The 12,678-nt window shown below is 60.2% G+C and carries 14 protein-coding genes and 2 pseudogenes; 13 read left to right on the forward strand and 3 right to left on the reverse strand.

The features are described 5' to 3' along the window. From EN984_RS38150 to EN984_RS06435, 8 genes and pseudogenes are all read left to right on the forward strand, one after another. A pseudogene (locus tag EN984_RS38150) lies at window positions 1-190 on the forward strand (hypothetical protein); the annotation flags it as partial. Then, window positions 165-641 (forward strand): GNAT family N-acetyltransferase, encoded by a 477-nt coding sequence (locus EN984_RS06410; RefSeq protein ID WP_164765391.1) that lies wholly within the window; start codon window positions 165-167, stop codon window positions 639-641. The pseudogene EN984_RS38150 and the gene EN984_RS06410, both read left to right, overlap by 26 nt. Before the next feature lie 12 nt (window positions 642-653). Beyond that, a complete protein-coding gene (locus tag EN984_RS06415; RefSeq protein WP_013531595.1) occupies window positions 654-1,646 on the forward strand; it encodes a tail fiber domain-containing protein in 993 nt (330 codons plus the stop codon). Beyond that, window positions 1,643-3,916, forward strand: a complete 2,274-nt coding sequence (locus EN984_RS06420) for a phage tail tip lysozyme (RefSeq protein ID WP_127272555.1) — start codon at window positions 1,643-1,645, stop codon at window positions 3,914-3,916. Before EN984_RS06415 ends, EN984_RS06420 begins: the two co-directional genes overlap by 4 nt. After that, a complete protein-coding gene (locus EN984_RS06425) occupies window positions 3,916-6,042 on the forward strand; it encodes a hypothetical protein (protein WP_127272556.1) in 2,127 nt (708 codons plus the stop codon). Before EN984_RS06420 ends, EN984_RS06425 begins: the two co-directional genes overlap by 1 nt. Before the next feature lie 126 nt (window positions 6,043-6,168). Continuing rightward, window positions 6,169-6,309: a hypothetical protein gene (locus EN984_RS38155; protein ID WP_164775727.1), complete on the forward strand. Its 141-nt coding sequence runs from the start codon at window positions 6,169-6,171 to the stop codon at window positions 6,307-6,309. A gap of 409 nt (window positions 6,310-6,718) precedes the next feature. Continuing rightward, on the forward strand, window positions 6,719-7,102 hold the full coding sequence (locus tag EN984_RS06430; protein ID WP_127273274.1) for a hypothetical protein: 384 nt from the start codon (window positions 6,719-6,721) through the stop codon (window positions 7,100-7,102). A 174-nt stretch (window positions 7,103-7,276) separates the two neighbouring features. Then, a complete protein-coding gene (locus tag EN984_RS06435) occupies window positions 7,277-7,486 on the forward strand; it encodes a hypothetical protein (RefSeq protein WP_127270279.1) in 210 nt (69 codons plus the stop codon). A gap of 77 nt (window positions 7,487-7,563) precedes the next feature. Here EN984_RS06435 and EN984_RS06440 read toward each other — a convergent pair whose 3' ends face one another. After that, window positions 7,564-8,958: a recombinase family protein gene (locus EN984_RS06440; protein ID WP_127270278.1), complete on the reverse strand. Its 1,395-nt coding sequence runs from the start codon at window positions 8,956-8,958 to the stop codon at window positions 7,564-7,566. A 287-nt stretch (window positions 8,959-9,245) separates the two neighbouring features. On the opposite strand from EN984_RS06440, the gene EN984_RS06445 reads away from it, so the two are divergent. Together EN984_RS06445 and EN984_RS06455 are read left to right on the forward strand one after the other, a co-directional pair. Then, the gene (locus EN984_RS06445; RefSeq protein WP_127270276.1) at window positions 9,246-9,500 is read left to right on the forward strand and encodes a helix-turn-helix domain-containing protein; all 255 of its coding nucleotides are present in this window, start codon (window positions 9,246-9,248) and stop codon (window positions 9,498-9,500) included. A gap of 462 nt (window positions 9,501-9,962) precedes the next feature. Next, on the forward strand, window positions 9,963-10,640 hold the full coding sequence (locus tag EN984_RS06455) for a Crp/Fnr family transcriptional regulator (protein ID WP_127270273.1): 678 nt from the start codon (window positions 9,963-9,965) through the stop codon (window positions 10,638-10,640). Here EN984_RS06455 and EN984_RS06460 read toward each other — a convergent pair. Together EN984_RS06460 and EN984_RS06465 are read right to left on the reverse strand one after the other, a co-directional pair. Next, a pseudogene (locus EN984_RS06460) lies at window positions 10,637-10,928 on the reverse strand (hypothetical protein). The gene EN984_RS06455 and the pseudogene EN984_RS06460 overlap by 4 nt on opposite strands. After that, window positions 10,925-11,116 carry a hypothetical protein gene (locus EN984_RS06465; protein ID WP_306663755.1) on the reverse strand — a complete coding sequence of 64 codons (192 nt, stop codon included), beginning with the start codon at window positions 11,114-11,116 and terminating at the stop codon, window positions 10,925-10,927. Before EN984_RS06465 ends, EN984_RS06460 begins: the two are co-directional and overlap by 4 nt. 162 nt (window positions 11,117-11,278) lie before the next feature. On the opposite strand from EN984_RS06465, the gene EN984_RS06470 reads away from it, so the two are divergent. From EN984_RS06470 to EN984_RS06480, 3 genes are all read left to right on the forward strand, one after another. Then, on the forward strand, window positions 11,279-11,965 hold the full coding sequence (locus EN984_RS06470; RefSeq protein WP_127269310.1) for a hypothetical protein: 687 nt from the start codon (window positions 11,279-11,281) through the stop codon (window positions 11,963-11,965). Window positions 11,966-11,967: 2 nt separating this feature from the next. Next, window positions 11,968-12,414 (forward strand): hypothetical protein, encoded by a 447-nt coding sequence (locus tag EN984_RS06475; protein ID WP_127269311.1) that lies wholly within the window; start codon window positions 11,968-11,970, stop codon window positions 12,412-12,414. After that, the coding region (locus EN984_RS06480) for a hypothetical protein (protein WP_127383667.1) at window positions 12,411-12,678 on the forward strand (268 nt) is incomplete at its 3' end. The genes EN984_RS06475 and EN984_RS06480, both read left to right, overlap by 4 nt.

Genomic DNA, 12,678 nt, shown 5'->3' on the forward strand with positions numbered 1-12,678 from the left:
GTGGGATGTCGCGAAGTGGGACCAGGCGCAGCCTGTTGCATCGGTAGGCGGCGGGCAATGGATTTCGATCGGCAAGACCGGATATGTCATGCAGCCGCAACTGCAAATCACCGGATTTCTGAACCAGCGCCCAGTCACCGAATTCGTTCAGCTCGATGTCACTTTTGAAACGGGAGGCGTCGTTGTCTGACTACGCCATCAGTATCGAGAATTTCAACGCCGCATGGCCCGAGCTGGAACCCATGTGCCGGACTCACTATGGCGAGATGCAAGCTCGGATGGCTGGCGAAGGGATGACGATCGGCGAATTCAAGCCGCGCCTGAACGTCTACGGCGCCGCCGGGCATCTGCTCTGCTTTCTGGTCAGGACCGGCGATGGCGAGGCCGTGGGGTACGCCTTCATCTGGATCACCCAGGACATGCACAATTCCGAGATGATCGCCCAAGAAGACACGATTTACATGCGGCCGGACCATCGCAACGGCATCGGCCGCCGCTTCACCAAGCATATTCTGACTGAACTGAAAGCGCGCGGCTGCGTCAGGGCGCACGTCACCATCGCCACCGATCTACGCGTTGCAAAGATGTGCGAGCGCGTGGGCTTCAAGCGGTCGGCAATCGCCATGACCTATTTTCTCTAGGAGACCCTGACCATGTGTGCCCCAGACGCTCCCGCGCCGCCCGACCCGAAAGAGACATCAGCAGCGTCGACCGCAACGAACGTCGGCACCGCGATTGCGAATGCCAACCTCGGCAACGTCAATCAGGTGACGCCCGATGGCTCGCTGAACTATTCCCAGACGGGAACGTACAAATGGAATGATCCCTACACGGGCAAGTCCTATGACATCCCGACCTACACGGCCACGCAAACGTTGTCGGGAACCGGTCAGGCGATTAAAGACCAGACCGACCAGGCAAAGCTGAACCTGGGCGAACTGGCGGCCGGCCAATCGTCGTTTCTGAAGGATTGGCTCGCCAAGCCGGTCGACCTGTCCAACGACGCAACCGAAGGCCGGTTGATGGATCTCGGCATGAAGCGCCTTCAGCCGGCGCTCGATGCTCGCCGACAGGCGAACGAAGCCGACTTGATCAATCGCGGCATCCGTCCCGGTTCGGATAACTACGCCCAGGCGCAGAACATCCAGGACCAGGGAGAAAACGACGCCTACAATTCGTTGCTGCTGTCCGGTCGCGGGCAGGCGGTGCAGGAGGCCTTGGCCCAGAATTCGGCCCCGATCAACAACCTGACGGCGCTGCTCTCGGGCTCACAGGTCAGCCAGCCGAACTTCGTCAACGCGAACATGCCGACCATCCCGACGACCGACACGGCGGGGCTGATCAACACCAACTACAATCAGCAGCTCCAGAAGTGGCAGCAGGACGCCAGCAGTAGCAGCGATTTGATGGGCGGTCTGTTCGGATTGGGCGCGAACCTGATCAAGTTTTCGGACCGCCGCCTGAAGAAGAACATCCGCGCAATCGGCACCTTTGCCAACGGCCTGACGAAGTACGTGTTCGAATATCTCTGGGGCGGCGGTGAACAGGTCGGCGTCATGGCCGACGAGGTGCGCGCCTATCGGCCTTATGCGGTGACGACGGTCAACGGCTTCGATGCCGTCGACTACGGGAGGGCATTCGCATGACCGCACAGCCGGCTTTCATCTTCGGCGGAGATACTGGCGTCCAGACGCCTGAAGAACTCGCGCGACTTCGCGCCATCGCGGACGCCCTTCGCGGTCCGGCGGCACCGAAGACGGTCGGGCAGGGCCTTTCTGCCATCGGCGAGGCTCTTGGCTACCGTATGGCCAACGGCAGGGCAAACAGGGCGGAAGCGGACTGGCGCAAGAGCGGTGACAGCGTGTTTTCGGCGCTCTTTGGCTCGGGGGCCGGTTCGACCTCCGCTGCTGCCGGTGGGGCTCCCGTGGCCGAAAGCGGCAATGTTGCGTCCTCTGGCATGGGAGGGGCGGCTGGTCCAACTCCGGACCTTTCGGGAAACGGCATTTATTCCGGTTTCATGGACACGGTGAAAAGCAAGGTCACCAATCCCAATGGCCTCGCCGCCGTCGCGTCAACTGCGAACGCTGAAAGCCGGTTCAATCCGAAGAACGCCTTCGGTTCTTGGTCGGACCCGAGCGAAAGCGGTGAGGCTGGCACGGCAGGCGGAATCCTGTCTTGGCGCGGCCCACGTTTCGAGGCGATGCGACAATTCGCGGCCAAGAACGGCGGCGATCCCAGCAATCCTTCGCCACAGCTCCAAGCGCAGTTCTTCCTTCAGGAAGATCCGACGCTGATCGATCGGCTGAACGCAGCAAAGTCGCCGACCGAAGCCCAGCAGATCATGAACAATGCATGGAAGTTCGCGGGCTACGATCGACCAGGCGGCGAGGCCGCGCGGCGTATCGCACAGGCCAACTCGTTCGCATCGCGGTTCAGCGGTTCCACTTCGGACCCGGTGCAAGTGGCGAGCCTTGACCCAGCCTCGGGCATGGCACCCGCAGGCACCGCCGTCGCCAACGCCCTTGCTTCTCCCGCAGCCTCCGCACCGCAGCAGACACCCGCGCAAGCCTTGTCTGGCGCGCCGCAACAAGCTGGCGTCCAGTCGCCGCGTGCGGTTGATAGTGGCGGCATCCCGCAGAGGGGCGCTGTGCTTGCCGGCGGTCCTGGTGCGGCGCCAGGCCCGCAGGGCGTGCAGGTTGCGGGCGGTGGCCCAACCGTTCAGCAGCTCATGCAGGCGGCGACAGATCCCCGGCTGTCCGAACAACAGCGCGGCGTGGTTGGCATTCTGTTGAAACAGAAGATGGCCGCAGCCGACCCGGCCACGCAAATGGAGATGGAAAAGAACCGGCTCGACATGGAGAAAACCCGCATCGAGACGGAACGGCTGCGCAATCCGCAGATGACGCCGGCCGAAAAGGCGAGGCTCGATCTCGACGAGCGCAAGATGCAAGCCGACCAGGACAAGCTCATTGAGGTTGGCGGTTCTCTTGTCGATCCGAAGACCCATCAGGCCGTCTATACGGGTCAGCAGACCGATTGGGAGAAGCTTGACGACGGCACGCTGTACAACAAGCGCACAGGTGAAACGAAAGCTGTCGCCGCATCGCCCGGCGGCGGCCAAGCAAACATGTTCAAGGGAAATGCAGTCGACGCCCAGGCGCTCAACTGGCTGGTAAACAACAACAAGGTCACACAGGAACAGGCGGCCCAGATCGCGGCCGGCAAGACCATCACCGGCCCGAATGGAGAAATGATGTTCCTGACGCCTTCCGGCATCGTCGCACAGATGCCTGGACAGGCTCCCCAGCCCATCGCACCGCCCGCCGCCGCGCCTGGTCCCGCTTCACCGCCGGCCTCTCCGGCGCCCGTGCAAACACCTCCGGCGCCGATCGCACCGATGAGCCCGCGCGCCGCCAACCCGGTTCCCAACCAGAATGCGGGAATCGTCCCGCTGACCGGTCCGAAGTCGAAGCCGCCGAACGAGCAGCAGCAGCGAGACGCCAAGCTGTATTCAGTGGTCGCGCCCGAGCTGAAGATTGTCGAAGATAATTTCTCCGCTTTGTCTAATCTCTCGGATCAGGCGCTTTCAGCCGTGCCGCACGGATCGGACTACGGGGCGGATTACCTGAAATCGTCGGACTACCAGCGCGCTTCGAACTCGCTGAAAACAATAATCGCATCCTATCTCTACAGCGTGTCCGGAGCCACGGCGGCGCCGGCCGAAGTGGAAAACCAGGCCTCCATCCTGACGCCCAAGCCGGGCGAGGCAAAGGAATCGGTCAACGACAAGCTGGCGCGCGTCCGTGCGATGGTCGACGCCATCAGGAGCAGTCGCGGCGGCGGCGATGCTCCGGCTGGGGAGCCGACCGGCGCCGGCACGACGAGCAACGGCTTGAAATGGAGCATTGAACCCTGATGGCAACGCTCAACATCCAGGGCCAAAAGGTCAAGGTCGACGACGCCTTTCTGTCGATGACGCCCGAGCAGCAGAACGCGGCAGTGGACGAGATTGCCAAGTCGCTCCCGGCCGCGCCTCCCAACGCAGCCGCAACGGATGCTGACGCTCGCGCGAAAGCAGGGATCGCGAAGGCGCAACAGATCATAGCCGGCGGCGGCCCCGAGCCGGAAGGCGGCCACGAGGCACCCACGTTTGTTCCGAGTCCTGACATGGGCGCCATGGGAACCTACCTGACATCGACAGGCGAGGGCGTGCCGATCGCCGGTCCCTACATCGATAAGGGTCTTACAGCCGCGTCCGCTGCCATAGGCTCGCTTCTCACTGGCGAACTCTATTCCAAAGTCAATGCGGAGATGACCCGCATGAACGAGGCGAGCCGCGAGGCCCACCCTGTCGCGCGGACGCTTGGCAACGTGACGGGTGCGGTTGCCGGAACATTGCCGGCGATGATGGCTGCGCCAGAGGTGTTTGGCATTGGAGCTGCGTCGAAGCCTCTGCAATATGGCCTTAGCGCGCTTTCTGGAGCCGCGATCAACGGTGCGGATTCTGCTGTGCGTTCGGGGGGAGATATCAAAGAAACCGGCAAAGGCGCCGGGATCGGGTTTGCGACTGGTTTGGCTGCGCCATTCTTGGCGCCGCTGATCGGCAAGGGCGTCAAGGCCGTCGCCGACAACCTCCACATCGGCGCGGTCGCGCGCGCCCTCGGGCTCGACAAGACCGCCGCCAAGGTCTTGGCGGGGGCTGTTCGTCAGGATGCCGTAGATCCCGCTGCACTGTCGCAGCTCGGCGACAACGGCATGTTGATGGACCTTGGCGCGAACATGCGGCATACCGCCGGCGCTATTGCCGCCACCCCAGGCGAGGGCAAGGCAATCGTTCGAAACGCAATCGGCGCACGCGATGCTAATGCTAACTGGCGTATCCGGTCGGCCCTTGATGAAACGCTTGGCGAAGCTCCCACGCCCTCGCGCATCATCGATCGAGCCAATACCAACCAACAGCGCCTCGCGCCTGAATATCAAGAGGCATTGCGCGATGCTGGCCCGGTCGACACTTTACCGATTGCCCGCTATCTCGAAACCGAAGCCCAGACGTTGCGCGGCGAGCCGCAGCGCCTTGTGCAGCGTGTCCGCTCGATGCTGGACCATCAGCCAACGCCGGCTGACATTGCTCGGGCTCGGGCCGATGGCCAACCGCCCCCCGGCACGTCTCTAGTTTCGGACGCGGGCGAATTGCTGAACACGCGGCACGCTATAGACGACATGTTGGAGACAACCCAGGGAACGAACGCCGTCAACGCCCTGACCACGGCGCGGCAGACTGTTGACGACGAGCTTCGGGCATCGGTTCCCGGGATCAAGGAAGTTGACGCGAAATATGCAGAGCTGGCCCGGCAGAAAGAGGCTGTTGGGCGTGGCCAATCCGTCCTTTCAAGCGGCCGGGAAGCGCCGCGCCCCGACGAACTCGCCGCAGAAGTCCGGCAAGGTGCATTGCCGCAGGGGCTGCAAGTCGGGCCGTCCGCTGTGCCGCTTCGGTTGCGTGAAGGCGCTCGGGCGGAGATAGAGCGCATCGTCGGTACCAACGCAAACGACCGTGTAGCGCTTCAGCGGCTCATCAAGGGCGAAGGCGATTGGAACAGGGCTCGTCTGTCGACGCTTTTCGGGTCCGACAAGGCCCGCTCCATCATCGATCTGCTTGACCGGGAAAAGCTGTTTGCCGACACGTCGAACATCGTCACGCGCAATTCGGAGACGGCGGCGCGTGTCGCTGCTCGCGAAGCAATTGATCCCGCCAACGCCCCCGGGTTTGGCTTACGCGAAGGCTTCATTGCCGGCGGTGCCCGCGGCGCGGCCCGAGCGGCCGGCATGCGGACGGTGGATAAGGTCATTGACGCCTTGAACAATGGCGGAAACGAAAAGGCTATAGCCGACATGGCTCGCACGCTGATAGGCGGCCCGCAACAGAGCGCAGTATTGGAAGCGCTTATGAAGGCCGGCCGGGGATCTCAGATTCAGCAGTCACAGGTCGATCGCGTTGCGCGAGCGCTTTTGCTCAGCGGCCCCGCCGGGGCCAACCGCCCTTGAATACCGCACTTTGCGGTCCTCATAGTACCAGATAAGCAGAACCAGGACTGTCCCCGCCATAAAGCCGACGACCAGCCCCATCATGAATTTTGGTTCAAGACTGCTAAGAAACCAGTCAAGCCCCTGATGCAGTACCGCCAGCACCGCAATCGTAATCAAGGCGGCAATTATCTGAAGGACGGTGTTCCGGGACATGTGGCGGAACATATGCGGAAACAGCCTGTATTGAAAGATGCGGGGCAGGCGGCCGATTTAGCATCAGGTTAGGGCGGCAAGAGTTGGAATCCGCCCGACCATCGCAACTATCCCCGACGCCGCAAGTTGACCTATGCTGGTTGATCCCAGCTACTACAGACCTTGCCCGCTACCGAGAGGTGGCGGGCTTTTTGTCGCGCGATTGACACGCTGCCCGGCCTAAGCCAAAGAGTGACACATTGCGGATTGGCAAAGGGGAATGTCGATGAAGAAGATCTATCAGAAGCCCGTTTTCACGAAGCGTGAGCGACTGTCGTCCGTGACGGCTTCGCCAACCCCATCATCTCTTCCCCCGTTGGATCCGACCTAACCAAATCCGGGGAAGTAGCGAATCGCCGCTCAAGGGCGGTCAAGCAAGCCCGCTGGCCTCACGGCCGGCGGGCTTTTTCATTTCCGAGGGCAAGAACCCGACCAAAGCCCAATGCCGAAGCGCAAAGGTCTGACCCGTGAAACATTGGAGTTCTTTACACGTTTGATGCAGCCGACGTTCAACAGTCCCCTCATCGTCGGTTGGTTGATTACCCGCCACGGCTCGCTTGGCGTGGCGGGTATTCATCACGGAGAGCGCATGCAAACTGGTGAGATCATCGCAACGCCTTCGAAACGGCGTTGGTCGCGGTCCTGGCCCCAGCGGCAAGAACTAGCGGAACCTATTTTTCTGCTGCCCATGAATGATAATCGGCGGCCCAATGGATTGGGACACGAGCTACCGACGGGGTGGCAGCGCGCAGGGGTGCTTATTGCGGCCGCTGCTTTGGTGTCATCCTTGTGCGCCCTGCTGCTGGCATCTTGGATGTCAGGTTGACGGACAGGCCGCAGTGTCCGTTCCGGCCAATGTTTGGTATAAAGGTCTACTCCACCACAACGAGCAGAGGCCTGTGCTTTGGCTGTTCGTGCCAAATGACTTGGCGTAGGTCGCGCATTTTGCGTTTAAAGGGCGTCTGCGGCATTCTACACGGACTTCGGGGAGGTGCGATCAATGCCGATTCGACGGAAAGCGACTGAAGCCGGTGTCTTGCAGCCGTCGGAACTGGCGCTGTTGGGCCGCGTCTTTGAGCAGTTGAAGCTTGATGGCCAGTCGACGGATGCCCGCGACTCCATCGCATCCCGGATCATTGCGAACTTCATGGCCGGCGTGACCGATGAGGCCGAGCTGGTCTCGCTCTCCCGGCAACCGCTCGGCCGCTAGGAGGCAACTAATGGAGGGGATGTTGGCCATGGACGTACAGCCTTGGCCGGCCCGTCACTGCTTCCTCAAGGCTTCGATCACTCTGAGGATGCTGTCGGCCGAGCAGCATGCGCGTTCCGGCGCCGAGCGGCAGTTCGCTGTCGGGCTGCCGAGATACTTTCGCTCGTTGTCGTAGGAAAGCCAGCTAGGCCATAGGCGTTCACAACCGACCCGAAACGCTTGATGAAAAGTTTGTGATTTGGGAGGTGGCGGTCCTTGTCGATCAAAGCGATTGTGATGTAGCCGAACTTTGCGTGCAATCGGCGGATGCCATCTAGCAGATCGTCATCCGAGTAGTATTTACCTCGTTGGCCGGTTGGCGGACATATGAACCCAGCCGCCTTATAGGCGGCCTGTAGGCTCCCGAAGTGCACCCAATATGCATGCGCCGAGGGTGTGTAGGGGCAATTGTTGATTATCGCCTGCGAGAGCTTCTTTTTCTCTCGTAAGAGGCACTTCAGATTTCTGATCATGTCGGGGTCTCGGAGGGCAAAGACCCGTCCCAAGCTGAATTCCCGCTGCACTCGGGCAAATGTTTTAGGTTCAATAATAGGCTCCATCACCCTGGTCCGGACCCAAAGATCAGGAGGGTTGCGGCGCACCGGATTTTTCATTTTGTGGTTGGTCCGGTTGAAGACGTAGTATCCTGTCATCAACTCGTTTCGCAACACGCCTTTGACCCGTCCCCAACGCCATAAGTCGCCATCCGTCGACGGTATCTTTTCGTCATTCAATGTCTTGGCGATGTTCGCAATGCTTTGTTTCTGCGCGAGAAACATGCGAAAAATTCGCCGTACTATTTTGAGCTCCTCGTCAGGTCCAGGCATAAAAACTACGCGGTCTGATTTGAGCCCCTTGCGGTCGCCCGGCCCGAGGAACAATCGCGGCGTTCCGTCATGGCTAACCAAAAAGCGTCTGATGCCATAAGGCACGGGGCCGCCCTGTTTAAATCCGAGGCAAGCTTGCTGAATTTGCGCTCTGTAGATTTTGGCGGAAAGTTCGCGGCTGTACTCGGCCGCCATTACCCGCTTCAGGTTCTTTACGATGCTGGCGACCATGCTGCCGTCATTGTCGAACGGTTCCCCGCAGTAGTGGACATTGATGCCTGCATCGCGGCAGATAAATTCATAGTGCGCGGCCTGGTCCGTATCCTGGAATCGTCCCCACCGGCTGACATCCAGGACGAGGATCACGGAAAAGCCGCCCTGACCAGTCACGACATCCGCGAGCAGTTGCTGTAGTCCGTCCCTCCCTTTCAGACTTAGGCCGCTCTTGCCTGCGTCGGCATACGTGCGGACAACGGCAAAGCCTCTCATCTCGGCATACTCCGAAATGGCCGCTCTTTGATTATCGAGTGAATACCGCTGATGGTCGGTTGACATGCGAAGGTATTGCGCTGCCGGGACGCGAAGAGCAGTCGAGAGTTCGGGCATCGCCGGCGCTCCTTAATACCGTCCGACGGTATTAAGGGAGAGTAACACGGGGCGAATTTGCTGATTAAAGAAAACGGGCGATATCCATTGTCTCAAATCATTTAGTACACTGTAGTGCACACGATCAGGTCGCCGCCGTGCAGCTTGCCGGAGTTCGTCGAGGAACTGGCACCCGTCATCAATGCCGGTCCGATCGACACCTTGGACGCCTTTTCTCTAATTTGGCATTTTATACGCCATCGCGTATATCACCATTTTATACGCATTCGCGTATTCGGAGGACCATGATGCTTGACGCGATAGCGCGCAATGAAAAGCAGATCGGCGCAATCCTGCGGCGCGCCCGTCGGAAAGCAGGGCTTACGCAAGAGGCGCTTGGAGATCGAGTGCACCTCCGCCAGGGCACAATATCGCACCTTGAGGCCGGAAAGCCTGCAGTGCAGCTGCGAACCTTGATGGTAACGCTTTCTTCCCTCGGTCTGGAAATTGTCGTTCGTCGGCGCACCAGGGGCAGCCCTGCTGACTTCGAGGACCTGTTCTAGGGGCGGTGCAAAAGATCACGCACCCAGTGGCAATCAGGATCGTCTAAGGTTCCTGCGGCCGGTGGTCCCTATGCCCGCCGGGGGAACATTTTCGACTAACAAATGTTAATGCGCCTATGGAAATGCCTACTCCACCGGAAGCAGTACCCGATAGGATCCTAATCGCAGCGGCGAGACTGCAAGCGGCGTTGGATGCGAGGAACACGCAGAATAGCATTCAGTCCATGCGTGACGAGGAGGACCTGCGCCACGACTCCGATGAGGAGAACTAGCCCTTCTCCCGCGGCCGGAACTCACGGCGGCTTTGGCTACCTTCTTGGAGAATCCGCCATGGACGCTGACGCCAAAGCGGTTGGCATAAAACGCGATGAGATCGACGGGGAAGTTGACAGCCTGTATAGAACGATCCTTGATGCGATTGTGCATTACGATGCAGGTTCACCAGAATGAATTGGGGAGCGGGTGACGGAGTTTTTCAACCGGCTTTTGAGCGCCTTGGTCTTCCATGATGACCAAAGTGCCCTGATTCCCGAATTGAAGCTTCAGACCTATCCCCCAGGCTACCATTTCGAAACTGCCGACGCTGTGAGTTCATCTGTTTACTTCATTTGCAGCGGGGTGGCAGGTGTAATTGCCAGAAATAACAATAGCGGGGCCGCCGGCATCGCATTAGTTGGACAGGAAGGAATGACCGGGGCCGCGCTCGCCTTCGGGGTTGGGGTTTCCGCACATGACTATGTGGCTCTCACCTCTTGTGATGCCTATGCCCTAGAAGCGGGACGGCTCACTGAGGCTTTTGCGCGCTCCCCGAACATGCGACTGCTGGTCATCCGCTACTTCTACGACTTGGCGGCACAGTTTGCCGGATCGGCTTTCGCTAACGCGCGACAGACAGCGGACGCTAAAATCGCCCGAATGCTCCTGATGCTTCAGGACCGCTTGCCACAACCTTTGCCGATTACGCATGCGCAACTGGCGCTGATGCTGGGTACCCGACGACCAGGCGTCACTCTCGCGTTGCAGACGTTGGAAGGCATGGGCTACATTCGTGCGGGTCGAGGAAAAATCTCGGTGGTTGATCGCGACGGGCTCATCGAAATGAGTGACGGAGTTTATTCTGCAGCGGAACGGCAAGGTTAGGCGCTGCCGTCGGTCTCGCTTTCCTCATCGATCGTCCGGACCGGCAAATAGGCATTCGTTTCCAGCCACTCACGCAAGATGATCTGAATGAGATCCGCCCGGCCTGATCTTCATCTCGGCGGCGATGGAGTTCAGCGCGTCCTCCGTGGCTGGCTCCAGCGGTAGGCCGGCGACGTTCCGGAGCATCAAAGCAGCCCGCCGAAGCATGATCTGAAGATCCGCTCGCGACATGTCGGCGATGCTATCGGCGGCGTTCTCAAGCTCTTCTACGATAGAAAGGCGGGTCATGGCCTTGCCTTCAGCCTGACGCCTGGGCTCCCATGGTTCAGAAACTCGATGCCGGCTTCCTCAAGAACGGTCATCACGGCGCGCACCTTGTCCAAACCGCTGGTCAGTCCTTCGGCGCCCTTCTTTTCCATCGCGCTTATCGTGTTGATGTTGATTCCTGCCCGCTTGGCAAGCGTCCCTTGATCCATGTCAGCAAGCGCCCGAGCAGCGCGAAGCTGGTTTCCTGTAGTGAGCATGTTGTGTCCCCATATCGGTAGACTAGGAATATTTCATAGTTTGCTGTTGACGGCAAGCGAATTGCGGTTCATGGTTAACTAGTAAATGTAACTAGTTCATAGGGAACCAAACACATGCCGAGCACATCTGTTCGGGCTGCCGCCGAAGGCATGCCCAATGTCAACCGCCGCAACCTCTTGCTTGGTGCGGCTGCTTTCTCAACCGCTGCCGCCGTTGTTGCGGTCTCTCCTGCGGCTCACGCCGCGCCGACCAGCCTAGAAGAGGCAATCGCCGCCTGCCAGCGGGCCGAACAGACCTATGTGTCAACAGCGGCTCGGGAAAATGCCATCGCTGACGCGCTTGGCGATAAGCTCTTTCCGAAGTGGACGCCTCCCGGTGGGCTCTCGTCCATCTGGTCGCACCATCCGAAAGCCTTCCGGTCGTCCGGCGACCTCGAAGCCGAGATTGCCCGCAAGAAGGCACAGGTTGATGAGTCGTGGGCGTCGAGTTGCATGGATCGCGCCGGCTACAATCGGTGGATGGCAGGCATCACGTCCGCAGAAACCGAGGGCCTAACCTCGCTGCGCAAACAGGAAGCCGTGACCCACGCCAGCGGTCACCACGACGCCATGCAGCAAGCAGACGACGCAATCGCTGTCTGGAACACGGCGTTTCAAGCTTTAATCAGGCATCCCTGCGTGACGATGGTCGAAGTGAGGGCGAAGGCGGCAGCTCTCATTCATGGCTACGGAGCCCTCGGCGTTGCGGTCGATGACGTCGAGTTTATCGCCTGTCTTGCGTCCTTCTGTGGTGAGGGCTGACCATGGGCGAAGTTGTATACTTTCGCCCGAAGCCGCCGCCTTCCGGGGAACTGGACGAGCTCATCGCATGGCTGAAGCCGGCCTCCGACTGGCGCACCGGCCGCATGCAAATCGAGTTGGCATATCATTTCCGCATGACCGCCGATTTTCGACGCATCCTTGCCACCGATACACATGGGAAGGACAGCGCCGAAGCGGTTTTCCAGCGCGACCTAGCGGACAAGGCCTTCAAGGCTTGGCAAATCCAATGTCTCAAACAGGTCTTCATCCCGGCCCGGTGCGTCCGTGATCTGCGCTGGAAAGAGGATTGGCTTCGCCGCAATGGTGGCGGATCGCCGGAAACCGCGCTCTCTGTCGCCCGCGATGAAGCCGCCTTCGCGGGTCGCATCGAACTCCATTCCCGTCAACAGGCGACGCGAAAGGCAAACAGGAAGGCGGTGCGGTCATGAACGCGCACACCCGCCTTTCCGACCCGACTGTCCGCCGCTCGATCGAGGACGAGATTGAGCGGCTGATTTCGCTGCTGGACTTCGTAGAGCCGGACCCGGATCTAGAACCTTGGCTGGCTGGCGGCATCGAAGTCGTCGGCGCCGATGACAGGGAAGGGGACGACGAGCGAGAGCGCGACGATTGCGACCTCGAAGAGCAGCACGACGCCGAAGCGTACTGTGCGGAAGACTATGGCGATATCGCGTGGTCGAACGATACCGACA

It is taken from the genome of Mesorhizobium sp. M7A.F.Ca.CA.004.12.1.1 (assembly GCF_003997835.1).
Lineage (GTDB): Bacteria > Pseudomonadota > Alphaproteobacteria > Rhizobiales > Rhizobiaceae > Mesorhizobium.